19 protein-coding genes are annotated in these 21,040 nt (G+C 66.1%); 11 read left to right on the top strand and 8 right to left on the bottom strand.

Annotated features, from left to right (window positions below; genetic code table 11):
- Positions 1 to 28 precede the first annotated feature (28 nt).
- Both ACFWBU_RS00785 and ACFWBU_RS00780 read left to right on the top strand, forming a co-directional pair.
- Positions 29 to 1,039, top strand: a complete 1,011-nt coding sequence (locus ACFWBU_RS00785) for a PHP domain-containing protein (RefSeq protein WP_169620936.1) — start codon at positions 29 to 31, stop codon at positions 1,037 to 1,039.
- A gap of 7 nt (positions 1,040 to 1,046) precedes the next feature.
- On the top strand, positions 1,047 to 2,480 hold the full coding sequence (locus ACFWBU_RS00780; protein ID WP_378527176.1) for a flavin-containing monooxygenase: 1,434 nt from the start codon (positions 1,047 to 1,049) through the stop codon (positions 2,478 to 2,480).
- 16 nt (positions 2,481 to 2,496) lie between these two features.
- Here ACFWBU_RS00780 and ACFWBU_RS00775 read toward each other — a convergent pair whose 3' ends face one another.
- Together ACFWBU_RS00775 and ACFWBU_RS00770 are read right to left on the bottom strand one after the other, a co-directional pair.
- A complete protein-coding gene (locus tag ACFWBU_RS00775) occupies positions 2,497 to 3,522 on the bottom strand; it encodes a pirin family protein (protein WP_296551281.1) in 1,026 nt (341 codons plus the stop codon).
- Positions 3,519 to 4,457 carry a spermidine synthase gene (locus ACFWBU_RS00770; protein WP_296551280.1) on the bottom strand — a complete coding sequence of 313 codons (939 nt, stop codon included), beginning with the start codon at positions 4,455 to 4,457 and terminating at the stop codon, positions 3,519 to 3,521. The genes ACFWBU_RS00775 and ACFWBU_RS00770 overlap by 4 nt, the downstream gene beginning before the upstream one ends.
- Before the next feature lie 86 nt (positions 4,458 to 4,543).
- Between ACFWBU_RS00770 and ACFWBU_RS00765 the strand changes: the two genes are divergently transcribed.
- Positions 4,544 to 5,881: a glycogen debranching protein gene (locus ACFWBU_RS00765; protein WP_169620940.1), complete on the top strand. Its 1,338-nt coding sequence runs from the start codon at positions 4,544 to 4,546 to the stop codon at positions 5,879 to 5,881.
- A gap of 15 nt (positions 5,882 to 5,896) precedes the next feature.
- On the opposite strand, the gene ACFWBU_RS00760 is transcribed toward ACFWBU_RS00765, so the two are convergent.
- The 4 genes from ACFWBU_RS00760 to ACFWBU_RS00745 form a co-directional block, all read right to left on the bottom strand.
- Positions 5,897 to 7,987, bottom strand: a complete 2,091-nt coding sequence (locus ACFWBU_RS00760) for a PhoX family protein (protein WP_378527174.1) — start codon at positions 7,985 to 7,987, stop codon at positions 5,897 to 5,899.
- Between the two features lie 99 nt (positions 7,988 to 8,086).
- Positions 8,087 to 9,268, bottom strand: coding sequence for an alpha/beta fold hydrolase (locus tag ACFWBU_RS00755; RefSeq protein WP_296551275.1), 1,182 nt, complete (start codon positions 9,266 to 9,268; stop codon positions 8,087 to 8,089).
- A 78-nt stretch (positions 9,269 to 9,346) separates the two neighbouring features.
- Positions 9,347 to 10,126: an LLM class F420-dependent oxidoreductase gene (locus ACFWBU_RS00750; protein WP_296551273.1), complete on the bottom strand. Its 780-nt coding sequence runs from the start codon at positions 10,124 to 10,126 to the stop codon at positions 9,347 to 9,349.
- A 49-nt stretch (positions 10,127 to 10,175) separates the two neighbouring features.
- Complete coding sequence (locus ACFWBU_RS00745; protein ID WP_296551271.1) at positions 10,176 to 10,820, bottom strand: TetR/AcrR family transcriptional regulator; 645 nt, start codon at positions 10,818 to 10,820, stop codon at positions 10,176 to 10,178.
- A 141-nt stretch (positions 10,821 to 10,961) separates the two neighbouring features.
- Between ACFWBU_RS00745 and ACFWBU_RS00740 the strand changes: the two genes are divergently transcribed.
- Both ACFWBU_RS00740 and ACFWBU_RS00735 read left to right on the top strand, forming a co-directional pair.
- Complete coding sequence (locus tag ACFWBU_RS00740) at positions 10,962 to 12,131, top strand: acyl-CoA dehydrogenase family protein (RefSeq protein ID WP_378527173.1); 1,170 nt, start codon at positions 10,962 to 10,964, stop codon at positions 12,129 to 12,131.
- A 10-nt stretch (positions 12,132 to 12,141) separates the two neighbouring features.
- Positions 12,142 to 13,278, top strand: coding sequence for an acyl-CoA dehydrogenase family protein (locus ACFWBU_RS00735; protein WP_169652332.1), 1,137 nt, complete (start codon positions 12,142 to 12,144; stop codon positions 13,276 to 13,278).
- Between the two features lie 44 nt (positions 13,279 to 13,322).
- On the opposite strand, the gene ACFWBU_RS00730 is transcribed toward ACFWBU_RS00735, so the two are convergent.
- Both ACFWBU_RS00730 and ACFWBU_RS00725 read right to left on the bottom strand, forming a co-directional pair.
- Positions 13,323 to 13,847 (bottom strand): TIGR04338 family metallohydrolase, encoded by a 525-nt coding sequence (locus tag ACFWBU_RS00730; RefSeq protein WP_378527172.1) that lies wholly within the window; start codon positions 13,845 to 13,847, stop codon positions 13,323 to 13,325.
- Positions 13,844 to 14,653 carry a DUF2786 domain-containing protein gene (locus ACFWBU_RS00725; RefSeq protein ID WP_169652334.1) on the bottom strand — a complete coding sequence of 270 codons (810 nt, stop codon included), beginning with the start codon at positions 14,651 to 14,653 and terminating at the stop codon, positions 13,844 to 13,846. The genes ACFWBU_RS00730 and ACFWBU_RS00725 overlap by 4 nt, the downstream gene beginning before the upstream one ends.
- An 85-nt stretch (positions 14,654 to 14,738) precedes the next feature.
- Between ACFWBU_RS00725 and ACFWBU_RS00720 the strand changes: the two genes are divergently transcribed.
- From ACFWBU_RS00720 to ACFWBU_RS00695, 6 genes are all read left to right on the top strand, one after another.
- Entirely contained in the window at positions 14,739 to 16,193 is a 1,455-nt protein-coding gene (locus ACFWBU_RS00720) for a sodium:alanine symporter family protein (RefSeq protein ID WP_169620949.1), read from the top strand.
- 46 nt (positions 16,194 to 16,239) lie between these two features.
- Positions 16,240 to 17,313 (top strand): ABC transporter ATP-binding protein, encoded by a 1,074-nt coding sequence (locus ACFWBU_RS00715; protein ID WP_169620950.1) that lies wholly within the window; start codon positions 16,240 to 16,242, stop codon positions 17,311 to 17,313.
- A gap of 155 nt (positions 17,314 to 17,468) precedes the next feature.
- Positions 17,469 to 18,743: an ABC transporter substrate-binding protein gene (locus ACFWBU_RS00710; protein WP_169620951.1), complete on the top strand. Its 1,275-nt coding sequence runs from the start codon at positions 17,469 to 17,471 to the stop codon at positions 18,741 to 18,743.
- Positions 18,744 to 18,760: 17 nt separating this feature from the next.
- Positions 18,761 to 19,834 carry a carbohydrate ABC transporter permease gene (locus ACFWBU_RS00705; protein ID WP_169620952.1) on the top strand — a complete coding sequence of 358 codons (1,074 nt, stop codon included), beginning with the start codon at positions 18,761 to 18,763 and terminating at the stop codon, positions 19,832 to 19,834.
- A complete protein-coding gene (locus tag ACFWBU_RS00700; RefSeq protein ID WP_169620953.1) occupies positions 19,831 to 20,682 on the top strand; it encodes a carbohydrate ABC transporter permease in 852 nt (283 codons plus the stop codon). Before ACFWBU_RS00705 ends, ACFWBU_RS00700 begins: the two co-directional genes overlap by 4 nt.
- Entirely contained in the window at positions 20,679 to 20,873 is a 195-nt protein-coding gene (locus ACFWBU_RS00695; protein WP_296550319.1) for a hypothetical protein, read from the top strand. Before ACFWBU_RS00700 ends, ACFWBU_RS00695 begins: the two co-directional genes overlap by 4 nt.
- Positions 20,874 to 21,040 lie beyond the last annotated feature (167 nt).

The raw sequence follows: 21,040 nt of genomic DNA, 5'->3' as shown, positions 1-21,040 counted from the left end.
TACGGACCCGCGTTGCCACAATGGAGAGATGGATCCGGTCACAGCTCTTCGTGAGGTCGCGTTCTATCTCGAACGCGAGCACGCCGCCACCTACCGCGTCCAGGCCTTCCGGCACGCGGCCGACATCGTCGCCGGACTCGACGACGTGGCGCGGTCCTCGAGGCGACGCCGGGACAACTGGACGGAACTGCCCGGCATCGGTCCGAAGACCGCAGCGGTGATACGCGAGTCCTTCGACGGCGTTCCCGAGTATCTCGCCCGGCTGCGCGAGGAAGCCGAACCCATCGGGAGAGGCGGGCAAGAATTGCTCGCGGCGCTGCGCGGTGATCTGCACACCCACACGGACTGGTCGGACGGCGGCAGCTCGATCGACGAGATGCACCGCGCCGCGTCGTCGATGATCGGGCACGAGTACTACGCGCTCACCGACCACTCCCCCCGGCTCACGGTCGCGAACGGGCTCAGCGCCGAACGCCTTCTCACTCAGCTCGAGGTGGTCGCGGAGATCAACGAGAAGGGCGAGGGCGCACGGATACTCACGGGAATCGAGGTCGACATCCTCGACGACGGAACGCTCGACCAGGACGAGGGCCTGCTCGCGGAACTCGACGTGGTGGTGGCCAGCGTGCACTCCCACCTCCGTGCCGACCGTGACGTGATGACGAAGCGGATGCTCCGTGCTGTCGAAAACCCTCACGTCGATGTGCTGGGGCACTGCACGGGCAGGCTCGTCACGGGAGGTCGCGGGCAGCGTCCCGAATCGAAGTTCGACGCCGAGAAGGTGTTTGCGGCGTGCCGCGACCACCGCACCGCGGTGGAGATCAACTCCCGGCCGGAGCGCCGCGATCCCCCGTCACGCCTGATCGATCTCGCGCTGGCGACGGAGTGCCTGTTCTCCATCGACACCGACGCCCACGCACCCGGGCAACTCGCGTGGCTGGGCTACGGTTGTGAGCGCGCTGCCGAGCGGGGCGTCGAACCGGATCGGGTGATCAACACGTGGTCCGTCGACGACCTTCTCGCCTGGACCGAAGGGTAGGAACCCGGTGGAACACGTCGATGTGCTGGTCGTCGGTGCCGGTCTTTCCGGAATCGGTGCCGGATACCGCCTGCAGACGCGGTGCCCGGACCTCCGGTACGCAATTCTCGAGAGCCGCGACTCCCTCGGCGGAACCTGGGACCTGTTCCGGTACCCCGGAATCCGATCCGACAGCGATATGTACACACTGGGTTACCCGTTCCGGCCGTGGCGAGGGGAGAAGTCGATCGCCGACGGTGCGGACATTCTGCAGTATGTACGCGACACTGCCGACGAAAACGGAATCGATACTCGAATACGGTTCGGGCACAAGGTGACCGAGGCATCCTGGTCGTCGGAGCATGCGCGGTGGACGGTGCGTGCCCGGGTCGGAGACCGGACCGTCGAGATGTCGTGCTCGTTCCTGTACCTGTGCAGCGGCTATTACAGCTACGAGTCCGGGTACCTACCCGAGATTCCCGGGCTGGACGACTTCGTGGGGACGGTCGTCCATCCCCAGTTCTGGCCGGAGGATCTCGACTGGCACGGCAAGCGGATCGTGGTGATCGGTAGTGGCGCGACAGCGATGACCCTGGTGCCCGCGCTCGCGGAACGGGCCGAACACGTGACGATGTTGCAGCGCTCGCCGTCGTACGTCATGTCTCTTCCGGCGCAGGACGGGTGGGCCCGCCTCCTGCACCGTTACCTGCCCGGCGCCGTCGCCCACCGCGCGGTGCGGGCGAAGAACGTGGTGACCAATCTCGGTTTCTACCAGTTCTGCCGGCGGGCACCGTTTCTCGCGAAGCGCGTGCTGCGCACGCTGACCGCGCGCCGGCTCCGTGACAAGGCGCAGGTCGATCCTCACTTCACGCCGTCGTACGATCCGTGGGACCAGCGCCTGTGCGTGGTGCCGGACTCCGATCTGTTCGAGGCGCTGGGAACCGGCGCGGCAGAGGTCGTCACCGACCACATCGACACGGTCACCGAGAAGGGTGTCCGATTGCGTTCGGGAACCGAACTCGACGCCGACATCCTGATCCCTGCCACCGGCCTTCGTCTGGTACCTGCCGGCGGGATCGCGATAGCCGTCGACGGCGAACCGGTCGATCTTTCCTCCACGGTCATCTATCGTGGCACCATGCTCGACGGCATCCCGAACGCCGCGTTGTGCATCGGTTACACGAATGCGTCCTGGACCCTCCGTGCCGACCTCACATCTTTGTACGTCTGCCGGGTGCTCGGATACATGCGCCGCAAGGGATACCGCATCGCCGTACCCTCGTACACCGGCGACGGGCAACGCAGACCGCTGCTCGGATTGAACTCGGGGTATATCCAACGCGCGGAAAACACGCTGCCCGGCCAGGGTTCCCGCAGCCCATGGCTCATGCGCCAGAACTACCTGCTCGATCTGCCCACCATGAGATGGGGCCGGGTCGACAGGTCCATGCAGTTCAGGTGATCCGCATTCTGCCCGGTCAGGGCGTCTCGACCCTGCCATCGGGGTAACGCGCGAAGCGCCCCGATTCCGCGGGATGCACCGGGCCGTCGGACTCCCACGGCCAGCCACCGAATCCGGTGCGCCGGTAGTCGTCGAAAGCCTTCCGGACGCCGTCTTCGTCGTTGAGCACGAACGGCCCGTACGACACGACGGGCTCACCGATCGGGCGACCCTGCATCATCAGGATCTGCGTCCCGTCGGGTCCGCCCCGGAGTACCACCGGTGCCGTGGCGTCGACCAGCGCACCGTGGCCGGATTCCACTGCGGTACCACCGATGGCGACCGGGGAACCGCTGTAGACGTACAGGACCCTGCGGGTGTCGGGGCCCGCGGCGGGCGGAAGTGTCCACTCCGATCCGGCAGAAAGGTCGATGTTCCAGATCGCGACGTCGGACTCCGGCCGAGATGCCCACGACGCCGGCGGTGGAGGTGGCGGTGTCGCGTCACCGAGCGCACCCGCGAGGACGCGGACGTGCGTGGATCGCCCGGATGCGTCGGTCGCGACGACGGTGGGCGTGACCTCGTTCCACAGCATCGCGAAGTGAGGTTCCGCGGTTTTCGACTCGCGGGGAAGGTTGAGCCAGATCTGGAACAACTCGAGGGGGTTGGGGCGGTCACGGTGCAGCAGGGGGAACATCTCGCTGTGCACCACGCCGTTGCCTGCCGTGAGCCACTGCGTATCGCCCTCACCGAAGCGCGCTGTGGCCCCCACGGAGTCGGAATGATCGATGATGCCGGTCCGGACGAACGTCACTGTCTCGAAACCGCGATGCGGGTGCTGCGGGAATCCGGGGACGGTCGTGCCGTGGTACATGTTCCAGCCCTCGGGATTGCCGAAGTCCTGACCGAGCGGACGACCGGTGAGCGGAGCGTCGGGACCGAGGTCGGGGTTGCCTGCCGGGTAGGCGTCGACGTGATGGGCGACGAACAGGAACGGATCGATCGTCTGCCAAGGGGAGCCCAGAGGGAAAACCTGCAATACGGGCGAGTCCACGGAAGTCATGATTCGTGCAACCCCTGCGTCTTCCCGTTTGTTCCGGCGTCCACCGGTGTGCCGGACTTCCGGACCGGGGCCTCACTGTCGTCGATCACGCGCGAACCGGCCGCGAACCGCCGTACCTGGGTGTCGTCCCACAAGTGGGCTGGGACCGCACCCCCGAGCAATTCCCTTGCCAGCGAAGGGGTATCGGACAGTGGCGTATCGCTTCCCGCGATGATGATGTTGCCGTACCTTCGGCCCTTGAGCATCGCGGGATCGGCGATCACAGCCAGGTGTTCGAACACGGACCCGATCGTGGCGGCTTCTCGCCGCGCGGTGGTCAGGTCGCGGGTGTCCCCGCAGTTGACGACGTAGATGCCGCCGGGCGAGAGAACCCGCCGCGCGTGACGCGTGAATTCGACCGTCGTCAGAGCAACAGGCGTCCGGTCGAAGGCGAACACGTCCCGCACCACGAGGTCCCTGCTGTCGTCCGAGAGGCCGGTCAGGACCGCACGGGCCTCCCCCACCCGGATGCGGAGCAGCGGTGCGCGCGGAAGATCGAACCACTCGCGTACCAACTCGGCGAGCCGGCCGTCGATCTCCACGACCACCTGGCGCGCGTCGGGATACACGGCTGCGAAATACCTCGCCATCGTGCACGCGCCGCCACCGAGATGCAGCGCGCGCAGCCGGGTGTCGGTGGAGAATCTGCTCTCCACGAGCAGCGCGATCCAGCGCATGTACTCGAACTCGAGCAGGGTGGGATCGCTCAGGTCGATATGAGAACTCGGCACCCCGTTGACCTCGAGCACCCAGCCGTCGGGCAGATACCGGTCCTTGACCAGCTCACATGTACCGGTGTCGATGTCGTACAGACCCTCCACGGGTCCCTTCGCGGCATCTGTCGCTTTCACCCGGCGCGGCGTCGATGCAGCCCGGCCACCTCGCTGCCTGCCCATACTTCGAGCGTAGTCCCGCATGTATCGCGCGTGTTACACAGGCGTGCCCGGCGTGCGGATCGGCGGGGAAGCCGGAGAATGAGACGATGCCGGACCGAGGATTCACCCCGACTCAGCTCGCCGCGCGCGCCGCCTACCTGCTGCGCGGCAACGACCTGGGATCCATGACCAGTGCCGCACCCAGGCTGTATCCGCACATGTGGAGCTGGGACGCCGCGTTCGTCGCGGTCGGGCTCGCGCCGCTCAGCGTCGAGCGCGCCGTCGTGGAACTCGACACCCTGCTGTCGGCGCAGTGGAAGAACGGCATGATCCCGCACATCGTGTTCGCGAATGGTGTCGACGGATATTTCCCCGGGCCGGCGCGATGGGCCGTGTCCGAACTCGCGGAAAACGCCCCGGTGGGAGTGGAGACGTCGGGCATCACGCAACCGCCCGTGCACGCGATCGCCGTGCAACGCATCCTCGAGAACTCGCGGCGGCACGGCCGCAGCACCCGAGCGGTCGCGGAGGAGTTCCTGGACCGCCGGTGGGCCGATCTGATGCGGTGGCACCGCTGGCTCGCCCATGCCCGCGACCTGGACGGTAACGGCCGCATCGCGCTCTACCACGGGTGGGAATCGGGCATGGACAATTCGCCGCGGTGGGATCTCGCCTACTCGAACGTCACCGCCGGTAACGTTCCGCTCTTCCGCCGCGAGGATCTCAACCACGTCGCCGATCCCGCCGAGCGTCCGAGTGACGGCGAGTACGCCCGCTATCTGTGGCTGCTCGAGGAGATGAAGGCGGCGCGCTACGAGGACGACGTGCTCGCCAAGACGATGAGCTTCGCGGTGGAGGATGTGTTCGTCAGCGCGATCTTCTCCCTGGCGTGTGAAGTTCTGGCCACTATCGGCGAGGAACACTCCCGGCCCAACGCCGATGTCCGCGACCTGTACGGCTGGGCCGAACGGTTTCGGCACGGCGTCGTCGCGACGACCGATCCCCGCAGCGGCGCAGCGAAGGACTTCGACCTGCGTAGTGGAAAATGGGTAGCCACAGACACTCTCGCGATGTTTGCTCCGCTTCTGTGCGGCGGTCTCGACCGGCAGGCGGAGCGGGCGCTGCTCCGGACCTTCGAAGGCCCGAAATTCTGTGGCCACCCCGATCTCCGTTACGCGGTGCCACCGTCGGCCTCGCCCGTCTCGGGCGCGTTCCGGCCCCGCGAGTACTGGAGGGGCCCCGTGTGGCCCGTGATGACGTGGTTGTTCTCGTGGGCGTTCGCCCGGCGCGGTTGGGCGGAGCGTTCGAACATGTTGCGGGCGGAGGGCTTACGCCAGGCGAGTGACGGTTCGTTCGCGGAGTACTACGAACCGTTCACCGGTGAACCGCTGGGCAGCATGCAGCAGTCCTGGACCGCTGCCGCCGTCCTGGATTGGCTGGGGTAGCGCGCCGCAGACCGGTCAGGTGCCGATCCGTCCCCCGTCCGACTTCCATGCTGCGACGACCGCCGGCCGGGGTGCGGTGTTGCCGCCGTCGGGCCAGTGCGATGCGGGACTGTCCCACGATGCCTCGTCGGTCTCCCCCGGATGCTGAACACACACGACCACCCGGTCCGCGTCCACGATCGGGCCGCATGTCTCGGCGCCGATCGGCACGGTGAGGAATTGTTTCGTTTCGCCGCGGCGCGGTCCGTCGAGTACAACGGCGAACAGGCCGTCGTTGGAACCGAGAGCGTTACCGTCGGTGGAGATCCACAGGTTGCCGTGGGGGTCGAAGGCGAGATTGTCGGGGCACGAGATCGGACTGACCTGCGCCGGGTCGAATCCGCCGAAGTAGGTGTCCGCCTCGTTCGGGTCACCGCATACGAGCAGCAGATTCCACGTGAACGATGTGCCCGCGTGGTCGTCGTCGATCTCGAGAACCTGGCCGTTCTTGTTGTTGACGCGCGGGTTGGCTTCGTCGGCGGGGGCCGCACCGTCCGGGCCGCGCTTGGTGTTGTTGGTCAATGCCACGTACACCTTGCCGGTCACCGGGTTGGGCTCGAAGTCCTCCGGCCGGTCCATCTTGGTTGCGCCGACCTTGTCGCCGGCGAACCGGGTGAAGACGGCCACCTCGTCTGCGCTCATGCCGTCCACCAGCGAGACTCCCCGACCGTCTTCCTCGGCGCGCAGCAAGGGAATCCACCGGCCTGTGCCCGAAAATCGGCCGCCCTCCGGGGGTGTGCCCGACCCGTCGATCGCGTCGGGGTGATCGCCGGTGAGTTCGGCGACGTACAGGGTCCCGGCGTCGAGCAGAGTCATGTTGTGCCGTACTGCGGCCCGGGAGTTCCCGGGTTGCATCTTCCGTGAGGAGACGAATTTGTACATGTAGTCGAAACGCTCGTCGTCGCCGCTGTAGGCGACCACTGTGCCGTCGCCGGTGACGTACACGGTCGCCGCTTCGTGCTTGAAACGCCCGAGCGCGGTGTGCTTGACCGGGACGGAGAGCGTATCCCACGGGTCGATCTCGACGATCCATCCGAATCTGTTCACCTCCTGGGGCTCGGATGCGATGTCGAATCTCGTGTCGAAGCGTTCCCACTTCCGTTCGGTTTCGCCGCCTTCCAGTCCGTACCGCGCCAGTCGTTCGGCGGCGACAGGGTCGGTGATGCGTTCTGCGTTCGCAAAGTACTGGTTGAAGTTCTCCTCGCCGGACAACACTGTGCCCCAGGGTGTCAGGCCACCCGCACAGTTGTTGAGGGTGCCCGCGACGCGCGTGCCTGTCGGGTCCGCAGCGGTTTTCAGCAACTCGCTTCCGGCGGCGGGTCCGGTGAGGACGAACTCGGTGGTTCCGGTGATACGCCGGTTGTACGGTCCGAATGCCGGTGTGAGACGCCCGGTTCCGGGCTCACCCTGGACCTGGACGACGGACAGCCCGTGGTTGGCCCAGCCGATCCGCACCTGTTCCTCGGTGGGGTTCTCGGCGTCGTATCCGGCGAACATGAAGGGCTCGGTGGTGTACTCGTGGTTGACGACCAGCAGATACGTATTCGGTACCCCGTCCACCGGGAGCAACCCGGCGAAGTCGTTGTTGAACCCGAACTGCTTTTCCTGTGCTGCCGCCGTCTGGCGATCGATGTCGAACGCGGGAGCGCCGGGCAGAACGGCATCGCCCCAGCGGATGACCACCGCGGATTCGTACCCGGCCGGCACCGTCACGGCGTCGTCGGTGTTGGGTGCCACCGCGGCGAAGTCCGTTCCGGTGGCCGCGGGTCCGAGATCTACCGCATGTGGGCCGGTGGCGGGTTCTGCACCGGTGCTCGCGGCCGCGGAGTCGTCCGCACAACCGGCGAGTGCACCTCCCGCACCCACCGCGACAACGGCCATCGCGCCGCCGCGCAACACCCCGCGGCGTGTGAGCGCGGTGCGCACGACATCGCCGAAATAGGTACCGCCGGAGGTGTTCGGCACGCTCTGCGAGCATGCGTCGCCACATTTGTACAGGCAGGTGATGTTCGCGCGGGACGAACTGCCGTCGTGCGTCGGGAACAGGGGCAGGTGCGTGCGGGCCACGGGTGTATCTCCTCGGTTCGGGGGGCTCCGAGCACCGTAGGAGTCGTACACGATCGGCAGGGAACGAGAAGATGAACGGGTGATGAGCGTTGTGCGCCTTCAGGATCCGTCCGGCGCGATGCCGTCCGCCGCACCGTCGCTCGTGTCCACCGCGCCGGGGCGTGTGTCCAGAAAGGGCACTACCCGCCGGTTGATTGCCTCGTTGTACGCCGCCGGCGCCTGGATCGGGTTGGCGTGCCCGATGTGCCCGAGCTTCGACACGAGCAGTGTTCCGCCGGGTCCGCCTGCCTGGTCGAGGAGAATCCGCTGCGTGTAGTCGACGTCCACGACCGGGTCGTCCTGCGCGAGCCGGGGCCGCAGGAAGACGACGGCGGGACGGACCTTGTCGTCGCGGGGTTCGGCGAGCGCCTGCAGATTGTCGGTGGCGCCCGACGCGACGATCGCGCGGAACTGTGCCTCGATCAGTCCGTTGCTCGCGGCATCGTCCGACAAGATCTTGTCGCGCAGCACCTCGTCGACCACGTTCCGCAGTTCGGTGGTGTCGATCCGCCGATACCAGCGGTCCGACGGCACAACGAAACGATCCTGCCGCGCGGCGACCTCGACCGTCATCCGCATCAGCCGGCTCTCGCGCGCGCCGGGAAGCCAGCCGATCCAGCGGAGCAGGTCCTCACCCGCATTGCGGCTTTCGGCCCGCACCGCGTGGAGGTCCACCGGAGTGCAATCCAGGACCACGCCCGTCACCTCGAGCGGAGATTCCTCGTACAGGTGCTGCGCGACTTCCAGCGCGATGATGCCGCCCATGCTGTGCCCGACGAGGACGACGTTCTCCACACCCGACCACCCGGCACGCTCGAGGATCAGGTCGCTGACGACAGCGGTGTCGAGACCGCTGTTGTCGTATTGGACCGACCACACCTGCCCGATTTCGCTCAATGCCGGTAGCGCCTCGGCGGTCGGGGTCGCATCGAGGTTGCCCAGGCCCACCAGGTCGACCACGGCGGTATCGAGATCGTCTCGCTCCGCCGCGTCGTAGACCTGATGGATCTGCGGTTGTGTCAGGGCAAGCTTTTCCCGAACGGGTGCGACGTCCCACGTCCAATACAGGGTGGCCAGCACGATCAGTGGTACGAGCACGTACACGAGCCGGGCCAGAACGATGCGCGCGCGGCCGAAGCGGGTCCCGCTGTGGCCGAGCCGGGTATCGCGCATGCGCCGGCGCCGGCGGTCGTCGTCCCAGTCGTCGGAGGTGCACGGTGGAAGATTCGGTAGATACGGCATGCACCATCCATGGTAGGTGCTGAGACGTGTGCGCCACGTAACAGGACCTACCCGTGGGTTTTTCAGGTCGTGGGTTTTTCAGGCGAGACCGGCGCTCGCGTCGCGCCAGGCGATCGCCTCGACGAGGGGCGCGAGGTCGTAGTCCGGCCCGCCGATGCCGATGGTGAACTGGGTGATGCCCTGTTCGACGTAGAGTGCGGCCTTGTCGACGCCCGGCCAGTCCGTGGATCGCTCGATCTCGTCGGGGCTACGGCCCAGATCGGCGCAGCGTTGCGCGAGGATGTCGGACTTCTCGACGTGGGTGTCGAACTCGCCGAAACTGTGCCAGATGTCTGCGTACTTCGCGACGAGCGGAAGGGTCTTCTTCGGACCGCCACCACCGATGAGGATCGGGATGTGCCGCGTGGGCGGTGGGTTCAGTTTCTCGAAGCGCGACGTGATGCGGGGCAGATATTCGGCCAGGAGGTCCAGGCGGGAGCCTTTCGTGCCGAAGTCGTAGCCGTACTCGTCGTAGTCCTTTTCGAACCAGCCGGAGCCGATACCGAGGATGAGACGGCCGCCGCTGATGTGGTCGACCGTGCGGGCCATGTCGGCGAGCAGGTCGGGGTTGCGGTAGCCGCCTCCGGTGACCAGTGCGCCGATCTCGACGCGTTCGGTCTGCTCGGCCCAGGCACCGAGCATCGTCCAGCATTCGAAGTGGGCGCCGTCCGGATCGCCGTAGAGCGGGAAGAAGTGGTCCCAGTTGAAGACGATGTCCACGCCGGCGTCCTCGGCGCGGAGCACGGTGTCGCGAATGACCCGGTAGTCGGGTTGTTGCTGGGGCTGTAGTTGAAGCCCGATACGAATGGTGCGCGTCATCGTTCCACCGTAGGACGGCGCCGCCGACTCCGCACTGCCAACAGCGTGCTCAACCGTGCGCCGGAATCTCCGGCATCCCCGGGTATTCGTCCTCGAGTCCGCGGAGAAACGATTCCAGGAGGAGTTCGAAGCTGTCCACGTCGATCTCGGCCGCGTACTCGCGCAGCCGGTGCGCCTGCGAGAGATGCGGATATCGGGTGCTGTAGGTCTCGGCGTGATGGTCGAAGCTGCCCGCGAACGACGTGATCGCCGAGCCGATAACGATGTACTTGATCGACGCTCCGATGAGCGTCGCGGCTCGCGGGGGCCAGCCCGCGCGGGTCAGGCCCCCGTGGACGGCGTCCGCATGGTGCAGGGCGGTCGGACGCTGGCGTGGACTCGACGCCAGGAAGGGGACGAGGTTGGGATGGACGGCGAGTGCCGCCCGATACGAGCGCGCCCAGATCCGCAGGCCTTCCTGCCAGTCCTCGCCCTCGAATCCGCTCACATCCACCGTCGCGGCGATGCCGTCGGCGATGTCGTCGAACAGCTCGTCCTTGTTCGCGTAGTGGCTGTAGAGCGAGGGTGCGCGCACGTCGAGTTCGGCAGCGATCCTGCGCATGGACACGGCAGCGAGGCCGTACTCGTCCACCAGCGCGAGCGTGGTGTCGCGAATGAGCGATCGGTTGAGCAGGGGCGTGCGGGGTCGTGCCATGGAAGGTCCTTTTCGGCGCCGATCTGGACGAACTAACGATGTAAGGTTAGTTTTGCATTGTGTTGGGCGCCACAATTTCGCGAACGTGCGGGATTCCGGGCGCTCATGAGCCATTGCCACCACCCGTGACGGAAGGCCCCCATGAACCTGAAGCTCACCGAGGAGGAGCGCGCATTCCGTGACGAGCTGCGCACCTTCTTCACCACCGAGATCCCCGCCGATGTGCGCTCGAAGGTCGCCGCCGGCAAACCTCTCGGCAGGGACGACTTCATCGCGACTCAGCGCATCCTCCACGCTCGGGGCCTGGCCGTCCCGAACTGGCCCGTCGAATGGGGCGGTCAGGAATGGACCCCCATGCAGCGCAATATCTGGCTCAGCGAGATGCAACTCGCGTCGGTGCCCGAACCGCTGCCGTTCAATGCGTCGATGATCGGTCCTGTCATCGCGCAGTTCGGCTCGCAGGACATGAAAGAACGCTTCCTCCCCAAAACCGCCAACCTCGACATCTGGTGGTGCCAGGGATTCTCCGAGCCCGAAGCCGGGTCGGATCTCGCGTCGCTCAAGACCCGCGCGGTGCGCGACGGTGACGACTACATCGTCAACGGACAGAAGACCTGGACCACCCTCGCCCAGCACGCCGACTGGATCTTCTGCCTCGTCCGCACCAATCCGGACGTGAAGAAGCAGGCCGGTATCTCGATGCTGCTCATCGACATGAATACACCCGGGGTCACCCGGCGGCCGATCAAGCTGATCGACGGCAGCCACGAGGTCAACGAAGTATTCTTCGAGGACGTGCGTGTTCCCGCAGAAAACCTTGTCGGCGAGGAGAACACGGGCTGGACGCAGGCCAAGTTCCTGCTCGGCAACGAACGCACCGGCATCGCCAGGGTCGGCGCGACCAAGGTCAGGCTCGCTCGCGCCAAGAGCCTCGCGGCGGACATCGCGGTCGGAGACGGCACTCTGCTCTCGGATCCGATCTTCGCCTCGCGTCTCGCCGAACTCGAGAACGAACTGCTCGCTCTCGAACTCACACAGCTGCGGGTGGTCGCCGGATCTGCGGACGGTAAGCCCAATCCGGCATCGTCGCTGCTGAAGCTCCGAGGCTCCGAATTGCAGCAGGCGGCGACCGAGCTTCTCGTCGACGTTGCGGGACCGGACTCGCTGCCGTCCGGCGCCTCGGACATCGATTCGCCGGAATGGGCGCAACTCACCACCCCGGCCTACCTCAATACCCGCAAGGTGACCATCTACGGCGGTTCGAGCGAGGTACAGCGTTCGATCATCGCTTCTTCGATTCTCGGACTGTGAGGCCCAGGACATGAACTTCGAACTCGACACCGAGCAGGACCTGCTCCGTAAGACCGTCCGCGACATGCTCACTGCGGCATACGACGTGGAAGCCCGTAACCGAGTCTCCGACAGCGACCTGGGGTGGAGCCCCGAGGTATGGAAGCAGCTCGCCGAACTGGGAGTGCTCGGACTGCCTTTCGCGGAGGAACACGGAGGCATGGGTGCCGGCCCGGTGGAGGTCATGGCGGTCATGACCGAAATCGGCCGTACGCTCGCACCCGAACCGGTACTCGCCGCGGTGTACCTGCCGGGCGGTCTCGTCGCCGAACTCGGCAGTGACGCACAGCGTTCCGAACTCGTGCCGCGGTTGTCCGAAGGTGATCTCCGGCTCGCTTTCGCGCACGACGAGCCCGGTAGCCGGTGGCCCACGGTCGATGTCGCCACCACCGCGACCCGCGACGGTGACCGGTGGTTGCTCTCCGGTCGCAAGAACCCTGTGCTGCACGGAGATTGCGCCGACATCGTCCTCGTGTCCGCGAAGCTTCCCGACGGCGGCGTGGGCCTGTTCCTGGTCGACGCCGGTGCGGACGGCCTCTCGCGCACGGTCTACCGCACGAACGACGAGCGACGCGGTGCGCAGATCGTGCTGAACGGCGTGGCGGCGCAACCCCTCGGTGACGCCGTCGACGCGTCCGCCGCGATCTCCGGCGCCGTCGTCCGCGCGCAAGCCGCGCTGTGCGCCGAAGCGGTCGGGGCGATCGACGCATCGGTGCAGCTGACCACGGGTTATCTGAAGCAGCGCAAGCAGTTCGGTGTGCCGCTGTCGATGTTCCAGGCGCTGACGCACCGCGCCGCCGACATGTACGTCCTGTACGAGCTGGCGGCCAGCATGAGCCTGTACGCAACGATGGCGCTGGCGGACGGTATCGTCGATCCGATCATTGCGTCGAGGGCGAAGTTGCAGGTGGGCCGGACCGCACGCAAGGTCGGGCAGGAGGCGGTGCAGATGCACGGAGGCATCGGTGTCACCGCGGAACACTCCATCGGCCACTACCTGAGCCGACTCACCGCGATCGAGCACACGCTCGGCACCATGGACGATCACCTTCGGGTGCTTGCCGGCGGCGTGACGTCCTACGACCGGGTCGAGATCGCCGGAATGTGACCGCTGCGTCCGGGCGGACAGCGCACGAGACGGATCTCGTCCTGTCAGGTGCGCTGTTCGCCTCCGGTGATCCCCGTGGCACGCAACACGAATACTGCTTCCGCGCCGATGATCTCACCGACCAGCGTGAGGAAGCGATCGACGAAACCGGCGCCGTGAGCTGCTTCAGTGGGATCGTCGGGATCCTGGGGATCGAGGTGGTGAGCGAGTTCGTGCAGAACCACGAGTTCACGGAACGCCCAGGCGCGATTCGCGCGATGCTCGGGCAGGGCGATCGTGGCGCAATCATTTTCGTAATGCGCAGCGGTATTCCCGGCGCGTACACGGATCCGGACGGGCACCGCGGCGCGCGGCCAGCGGGCACGCACCCAGTCGAGCGCGAGTACGGCATCGACGTACCGCTGCACGGAGTCGAGGGACGCGAACCGCCGCTCGACGGGCAACGTCACGCTCGACCCTGCGACGTCGACGGTGCGCAGACCACGCTCGTCGGCGAGATCGAACATGCGGCGCACCATCGCCTCCGCGTCGTACACCGCAGACTTGCGGATATCACGAACCCGGGTCATCCCTCCAGCCTCCTCGGCGACGACGGAAGTTCGGGTGCCGTACCCAAGCGAGCCGCGCGACCCGCCTTGTCGCCGGCACGCTGTGCATCGGTCGAGCGTGCCGACGGAGCACGGTTGCCCCGCCAGCTTCCCCGGGCCTGGGACGTGCTGCGGTAGAAGTCGCGCAATTCCACGGCTTTGCCGCGCAGCACGAGTTCGGTCCCGGGAGACGACGACTCGGCGTCCTTCTCGATTTCCTCTTTGGTTTCGGCGAGTCGTGCACCGATACGCGCAGCGAACGCCGACTGGAAGTTCAGCCTCGCGGTGACGGGAGCGATCGGCTTGCGTACCCGCGTTCTGACGTCGCGCCCGCCGCGCCGTTCGATCACGGTGCGGACCGTCGACTCGCTGCGGTAGGTGCCGGACCGCAGATACGCGTCGGACGCACGGACCATCTGCACCAGCAGCGACGAGTACAGCGCCTCGCACACGTCGATATCGTCGGCGAAGCCGTAGGCGAAGATCACCGTCGACGTGGCCGTGATGTCGCACTGCACGTCGTTGGCCGCGGCGATGGCCAGGAACAACTGCGCGTAGGTGCGCAGACCCTTCTTCCCGACCTCGCCGATGGTCACCAGTCGCTGCACCGGGGTGGCGCGACGCTCCTTGGCGCCCGCGTGCGCGCGTGCCACCGCGAGGTCGACGGAGGCGGCGGTCGCGAGTCGCTGCGCGGCCGCCAGGAAGGCGTCGGCTTCGTGCGCGTTGTCCGTCGACTCGGCCTGTCTCAGCAGGCCACCGATCCGGGTCAACATCTTGTCCGAGCTCACCAGAGAAGGGTAGGCCGTCGCACCGACGCGGGGTGCTGACCTCAAAGCGCTGCGGGATCTCCGTGAACAGCCCAAGATCGGCAGGATGGACGTCGCAGTCGATTTTGTCACCGCGGTCAACGACCGGTTCTGGTATGCCGTGATCGCCTTGCTCATCGGATCCGGTCTGTATTACACGATCCGGTCGCGGTTCATCCAGATCAGGCTGATTCCGGACATGCTGCGCTCGATCGTGGAGAAGCCCGAGCGACTCCCCGACGGGGAAGAGGGCATCTCCGCATTCCGGGCCTTTTCGATCTCGGCGGCGTCCCGCGTCGGTACCGGCAACGTGGCGGGGGTCGCCATCGCGATCAGCCTCGGCGGCCCGGGTGCGGTGTTCTGGATGTGGGCCATGGCGCTCATCGGAGCGTCGACGGCGTTCCTGGAATCGACCCTCGCGCAGTTGTACAAAGTGCGTGACAAAGGCGCATACCGCGGCGGACCCGCGTACTACATGCAGTACGGGCTCGGTAAGCGCTGGATGGGAATGATCTTCGCGGTGATCATCACGATCACCTATGGGTTCGTGTTCAACGCGGTGCAGACCAACTCGATCGTCGATGCGGTCGCCGGTTCGGTCGGTGACAAGACCTTCGGTCTGCAGGTCGTCGTGGGAATAGGGGTCGCGTTGTGCGTGGCCGCCGTGATCTTCGGCGGGGTCCGGCGGATCTCGGCGGTGTCGCAGATCGTGGTTCCGGTCATGGCGACCGCATATCTGGTGATCGGTGTGGTGGTCGTGATTCTCAACGTGGGCGAGGTGCCGGGGATGTTCCGGCTGATCTTCGAGAACGCGTTCGGAATTCGGGAGATCGTCGGCGGTGGATTCGGTGCCGCATTCATGAACGGCATCCGCCGGGGCCTGTTCTCGAACGAAGCCGGTATGGGGTCGGCACCCAACGCCGGCGCCACGGCGTCCGTCTCGCACCCCGTCAAGCAGGGACTGGTGCAGAGCCTGGGCGTGTACTTCGACACCTGGCTCGTCTGCTCGATCACCGCGTTCATCATCCTGCTGTCCGAGCCCGAGTTCGGCGGCGGTCTCGAGGGTGCCGCGATGACCCAGAACGCACTGTCGCTGCAACTGGGCGACTGGACGGTGCATTTCCTCACCGTCATGATCTTCTTTCTCGCCTTCACCTCCGTTATCGGCAACTACTACTACAGCGAATCGAACATCGAATTTCTCACCGGGACGCGCAGGGCACTGCCGTACCTGCGCAGCGCAGTGGTGCTCTGCGTGTTTCTCGGTGCGATCGGATCGGTGCCCCTCGTGTGGGCGCTCGCCGACCTCTCGATGGGCGTGATGGCGATCGTCAACCTGATAGCGCTGATCCCGCTGTCCGGCATCGCCTACGCGCTGTTCCACAACTACACCGCACAGCGCAAGCAAGGACGCGATCCGGTGTTCCATCGCGGGGACGTTCCCGGCCTCCGCGGGATCCAGGTCTGGGGCGAGGACGACGAGTTCACACCGAGTAGCGGAAATACGCCACGAACACGGTAGATTCCCCTACCGCACAGACTGTGTTCCGCTTCGGAAAGGATCTGCGATGGCCTCGGTGACCTTCGACAAGGCGGTCTGCCTGTTCCCGGGCTCGACGACCCCCGCGGTCGATTCGCTGGATCTCGAGATCGAGGACGGGGAATTCCTCGTCCTGGTCGGCCCCTCGGGCTGCGGGAAATCCACGTCGCTGCGCCTGCTCGCCGGTCTCGAGGAAGTGCACAGCGGCCGCATCCTCATCGGCGACCGCGACGTCACCGCGCAGGATCCGAAGGAACGCGACATCGCGATGGTCTTCCAGAACTACGCGCTGTATCCGCACATGTCGGTCGCCGAGAACATGGGATTCGCCCTCAAGCTCGCGAAGCACCCCAAGAGCGACATCCGGGAGCGGGTCGTCGAAGTCGCCAAGATGCTCGACCTCGAACCGTTCCTCGACCGCAAGCCCAAGGCGCTGTCGGGTGGTCAGCGGCAGCGCGTCGCGATGGGCCGCGCGATCGTCCGCCAGCCGCAGGTGTTCCTGATGGACGAACCGCTCTCCAACCTCGACGCCAAACTCCGCGTCCAGACCCGGACGCAGATCGCACAGTTGCAGCGCCGGCTCAACACCACCACCGTCTACGTCACTCACGATCAGGTGGAGGCGATGACGATGGGTGACCGCGTCGCAGTCCTCGACAAGGGTGTCCTCCAGCAGTGCGCGTCGCCGCGCGTGCTCTACAACAAGCCCGCCAACGTCTTCGTCGCCGGATTCATGGGGTCGCCCGCGATGAACCTGTTCCGGCTGCCGGTCATCGACCGGGGCGTCCGGCTGGACGAGAGCTATGTGCCGGTACCGCGCGATGTGGTCGGTCAGGTCACCGAGTCGGAGGTCACCCTCGGCATCCGTCCCGAGCATCTCGAGATCTCGAACGACGGCCTGCCCATGGATGTCGACGTCGTCGAAGAACTCGGTTCCGAGGCGTACGTCTACGGGCGCGCGGTGGTCGGTGGCCGAGACCAGCAGATCGTCGCGCGCAGCGACTGGCGGAGTCCGCCGCAGAAGGGCGAACGCGTGCACCTGCGGTTCGACCCCGAGCAGGTTCACATCTTCAGGACGTCGGACGGGACGCGCATCGGCTGACCTCCGGAGGTGAGCACCGGCGAACCCCGACACTCGGCCGTCCAGGATGGGCGGAATGCCGACTTTTCCGGGTGGCGCGTGCCACAGTAGTGGCCGGTGTCGGTTACCTCCGCGTTACCGGCGATATTTTCCGACCTCGAATGGGGAGATAGTTGATGAATCTCAACACGAAGGCGATGCGTAGAGCCGCGATCGCCGCGACGGCGGCCACTGCGCTCGTCCTCGCAGGTTGCTCGTCCGACGACAACGCCGGCAGCGACGACAACAGCAGTGCTGCGCCGGCAGGCGGCCGCGGCCCGATCACGATCGTCGAGGGTCAGGATCCCCTGAACACGGCGCTCGAAAGCATCATCGCCGACTGGAACGCCGATCATCCGGACGAGCAGGTGACGTTCAAGCCGCTCGCGACCGAGGCCAACGACCAGTACGACGACATCGCGCAGCGCATGCAGGCGCGCAGCGACGAGTACGACCTCATCGCCGTCGACGTCACCAACACCGCGGAATTCGCGGCCAACGGATGGCTGCGCCCCCTCGAGGGCGACTTCGCGATCGACACCGAGGGCCTGCTGCCCGCGACCGTCGAATCGGGCACCTACAACGGCACCCTGTACGCCGCGCCCAAGAACACGAACGGTGCGTTCCTCTACTACCGCACCGATCTCGTCGACCAGGCGCCCGCCACGTGGGACGACCTGAAGGCCGAGTGCCCGAAGGCCGAAGAAGCCGGCATCGCGTGCTACATCGGCCAGTTCAAGAACTACGAGGGCCTGACGGTCAACGTCACCGAGATCGTCAACGGCTTCGGCGGCTCCTTCGTGGGAGAAGACGGTCTCGCACCGGCAATCGACGAGCAGACCGCCGAAGGCCTGCAGTTCATCGTCGACGCGTTCGAGGACAACATCATCCCGGCTGCGGCGCAGACCTACACCGAGGGCGAGTCGCAGACCGCGTTCGGCAACGGTGAGGCGATGTTCCTGCGCACGTGGCCCGGCTTCTACACCGACGGTGAGAGCTCCTCGATCGCCGGCAAGTACGGCATCGCCGTCCTCCCGGGTGTCGACGGACCGGGTGCGTCCACGCTCGGTGGCTACAACGTCGGCATCAGCGCGTTCAGCGATGCGCCGGAGACCGCGCGTGACTTCCTCGAGTTCATGCAGACGCGCCAGTCGCAGCTGTACTACGCCGAAGCGGGCGGCGCTCCCGTCCTCGCCGAGGTCTACGACGATGCGGCGATCATCGAGCAGTACCCGTACTTCACCACGCTGAAGGAAGTTCTCGAGGCTGCCAAGCCGCGTCCGGCGTCGCCGTACTACTCGGCCGTGTCGAAGGCGATCTCGGACAACTCCTACGCCGCGATCCGCGGTGAGAAGACCGTTCAGCAGGCGCTGGACGACACCCAGGCCGGCATCGCAACCGCCGGCAACTGATGCTCTAGGAGCAGTACATGGCAGAACCGCAGGTCGGTATTCCCGCGGATCCGCCACACGACACCGCGGTCGGGACCACGTCAGGTCCCGACCGCGGGCATGTCGGTGGGCGGCATCGTGGGCCCAACGCGCCCGTACCCGTGGTGAAGAAGCGACGCACGATCCCGATCTGGATGTTCGTCGCTCCGTCGATGATCGTCCTGGCCGTCATCATCCTGTATCCGCTCGGACGAGCGGTGTGGATGTCGGTACACGGTGACGCGAAGACCCTCGATCCCGAGACCGGTCGATTCGTCACCGGCGGCTTCGTGGGGATCGACAACTACACGCGCTGGATCACCCAGACCTGTGGGACTGCCACCGGCACGATCCCGTGTCCCCCGGGGACGCTCGGCTCCCAGTTCTGGCAGTCGATCTTCAATACGTTCTTCTTCACGGTCGTCACCGTCTCGCTCGAGACCGTCGTCGGTTTCGCGATGGCGCTGGTCATGGCCAAGTCGTTCCGCGGCCGCGGCCTGCTGCGCGCTTCGGTCCTGGTGCCGTGGGCGATTCCCACGGCCGTCACCGCCAAGCTGTGGTTCTTCATCTTCGCCAACGACGGTATCGCCAACAAACTGCTCGGCACCGACTTCATGTGGACCGCCGATCCCTGGCCCGCCCGTTTCGCCATCATCGTCGCCGACGTCTGGAAGACCGCGCCATTCATGGCGCTGCTCATCCTCGCCGGTCTGCAGATGATCCCGTCGGACGTGTACGAGGCAGCGAAGGTTGACGGAGCCAACGCGTGGCAACGCTTCACGCAGATCACGTTGCCGCTGGTCAAGCCCGCGTTGATGGTCGCGATCCTGTTCCGCACCATGGACGCGCTGCGTATGTACGACCTGCCCGCGATCATGATGGGCTCCAATCCCGCGACGTCGACGATCTCGGTGCTCGTCGTGGACCAGATGCGGCAGGGTGCGAACTCGGCGTCGGCGCTGTCGACGATCACGTTCCTCATCATCTTCGCGTGCGCATTCGTCCTTGTCCGGTTCCTGGGGGCCAACGCCGTCGATACCCAGGAGAAACAGCGGAAGGGAGAGGTCGCATGACCGCCGCGCGCACGTCCAAGCCCCGGTTGCGCTCGTTCGGCACCTACGTCGGGGTCGCGATCATCGTGGTGTGGGGCCTCGCTCCGTGCTACTGGATGATCGTCACGGCATTGAGGGATCCGCGGGAGACGTTCAGCACCTCCCTGTGGCCGTCGAACCCGACGTTGCAGAACTTCGCGGACGCACTCGATCCCGCCGCCAAGGTCAACTTCTCGCGCGCACTGCTCAACAGCGTGATCATCGCGGGTGCGACCACCGCGATCGCCCTGCTCATCGGCGTGTTCACCGCCTACGCACTGTCGCGGTTCGACTTCCGTGGCAAGTACTTCGTCACGGGCATCATCCTGGGTGCGTCGATGTTCCCGGTCGTCGCACTCGTCACGCCGCTGTTCCAGTTGTTCACCGACATCGGCTGGATCGGCAGCTATCAGGCCCTGATCATCCCGAACATCTCCTTCGTGCTGCCGCTGACCGTGTACACCCTCACGTCGTTCTTCTCCGAGCTTCCCTGGGAACTCGAAGAGGCCGCGCGGATGGACGGTGCCACCCGCGGACAGGCTTTCCGCCTCGTGATGCTGCCGCTGGCGGCCCCCGCGCTGTTCACCACCGCGATCCTCGCGTTCATCGCGACGGTCAACGAGTTCCTGTTGATGTCGCAGCTCTCGAGCGAACGCACCGCACCGGTGACGGTCGCGATGGCCCGCTTCACCGGAACCGACCCGTACGTCACCCCGTACGCGTCGATCATGGCCGGCGGCACACTCGTGATGGTGCCGCTCGTGATCATGGTGCTGCTGTTCCAGCGCCGGATCATCTCGGGTCTGACCGCAGGTGGCGTCAAGTCGTGAAACGTCTTCCGAAACGGCAGCGACTCGAGATGCTCCTGGGCTTTCTCACCGTCTTCACCGTGCTGGCGGTGGTCGGCGCGGTGACCGAGATGCGTACTTCGGCGCCGGGGATCGTGCCGTCGCTGGTGCTCCTCGGCTTCGCGGTGGCGTGGTGGTTCGCGTTCCGGGCTTGGCGGCGCACCGGCTCCTGATCTGCTCGTAGATCATCTGTGCCGGGCACTTCCGTACCATTCCTAGTCGGGTGCGATTGCCCTGCCCGCCCGGATTCCGGAGAAAGTGATACGAGTGACTTCCTCGAACAGGCACACAACCGGCAGGAACGGTTCTAGAAAGTCCGCGCGCTCGAGTGGGTGGCGGA

Source organism: Rhodococcus sp. NPDC060084 (genome assembly GCF_042730335.1).
Classification (GTDB): domain Bacteria; phylum Actinomycetota; class Actinomycetes; order Mycobacteriales; family Mycobacteriaceae; genus Rhodococcus.
The sequence above is the reverse complement of the archived record's forward strand: the minus strand, read 5'-3'. Positions and strand labels throughout refer to the sequence as shown.

What these genes read in the sequence shown, in the direction of transcription:
- ACFWBU_RS00710 (WP_169620951.1), top strand. Translation starts at nt 17,469, where the DNA reads ATGAATCTCAACACGAAGGCGATGCGTAGAGCCGCGATCGCCGCGACG.
- ACFWBU_RS00765 (WP_169620940.1), top strand. Translation starts at nt 4,544, where the DNA reads ATGCCGGACCGAGGATTCACCCCGACTCAGCTCGCCGCGCGCGCCGCC.
- ACFWBU_RS00740 (WP_378527173.1), top strand. Translation starts at nt 10,962, where the DNA reads ATGAACCTGAAGCTCACCGAGGAGGAGCGCGCATTCCGTGACGAGCTG.
- ACFWBU_RS00720 (WP_169620949.1), top strand. Translation starts at nt 14,739, where the DNA reads ATGGACGTCGCAGTCGATTTTGTCACCGCGGTCAACGACCGGTTCTGG.
- ACFWBU_RS00785 (WP_169620936.1), top strand. Translation starts at nt 29, where the DNA reads ATGGATCCGGTCACAGCTCTTCGTGAGGTCGCGTTCTATCTCGAACGC.
- ACFWBU_RS00715 (WP_169620950.1), top strand. Translation starts at nt 16,240, where the DNA reads ATGGCCTCGGTGACCTTCGACAAGGCGGTCTGCCTGTTCCCGGGCTCG.
- ACFWBU_RS00775 (WP_296551281.1), bottom strand. Translation starts at nt 3,522, where the DNA reads ATGACTTCCGTGGACTCGCCCGTATTGCAGGTTTTCCCTCTGGGCTCC.
- ACFWBU_RS00770 (WP_296551280.1), bottom strand. Translation starts at nt 4,457, where the DNA reads ATGGGCAGGCAGCGAGGTGGCCGGGCTGCATCGACGCCGCGCCGGGTG.
- ACFWBU_RS00755 (WP_296551275.1), bottom strand. Translation starts at nt 9,268, where the DNA reads ATGCCGTATCTACCGAATCTTCCACCGTGCACCTCCGACGACTGGGAC.
- ACFWBU_RS00750 (WP_296551273.1), bottom strand. Translation starts at nt 10,126, where the DNA reads ATGACGCGCACCATTCGTATCGGGCTTCAACTACAGCCCCAGCAACAA.
- ACFWBU_RS00700 (WP_169620953.1), top strand. Translation starts at nt 19,831, where the DNA reads ATGACCGCCGCGCGCACGTCCAAGCCCCGGTTGCGCTCGTTCGGCACC.
- ACFWBU_RS00735 (WP_169652332.1), top strand. Translation starts at nt 12,142, where the DNA reads ATGAACTTCGAACTCGACACCGAGCAGGACCTGCTCCGTAAGACCGTC.
- ACFWBU_RS00705 (WP_169620952.1), top strand. Translation starts at nt 18,761, where the DNA reads ATGGCAGAACCGCAGGTCGGTATTCCCGCGGATCCGCCACACGACACC.
- ACFWBU_RS00745 (WP_296551271.1), bottom strand. Translation starts at nt 10,820, where the DNA reads ATGGCACGACCCCGCACGCCCCTGCTCAACCGATCGCTCATTCGCGAC.
- ACFWBU_RS00730 (WP_378527172.1), bottom strand. Translation starts at nt 13,847, where the DNA reads ATGACCCGGGTTCGTGATATCCGCAAGTCTGCGGTGTACGACGCGGAG.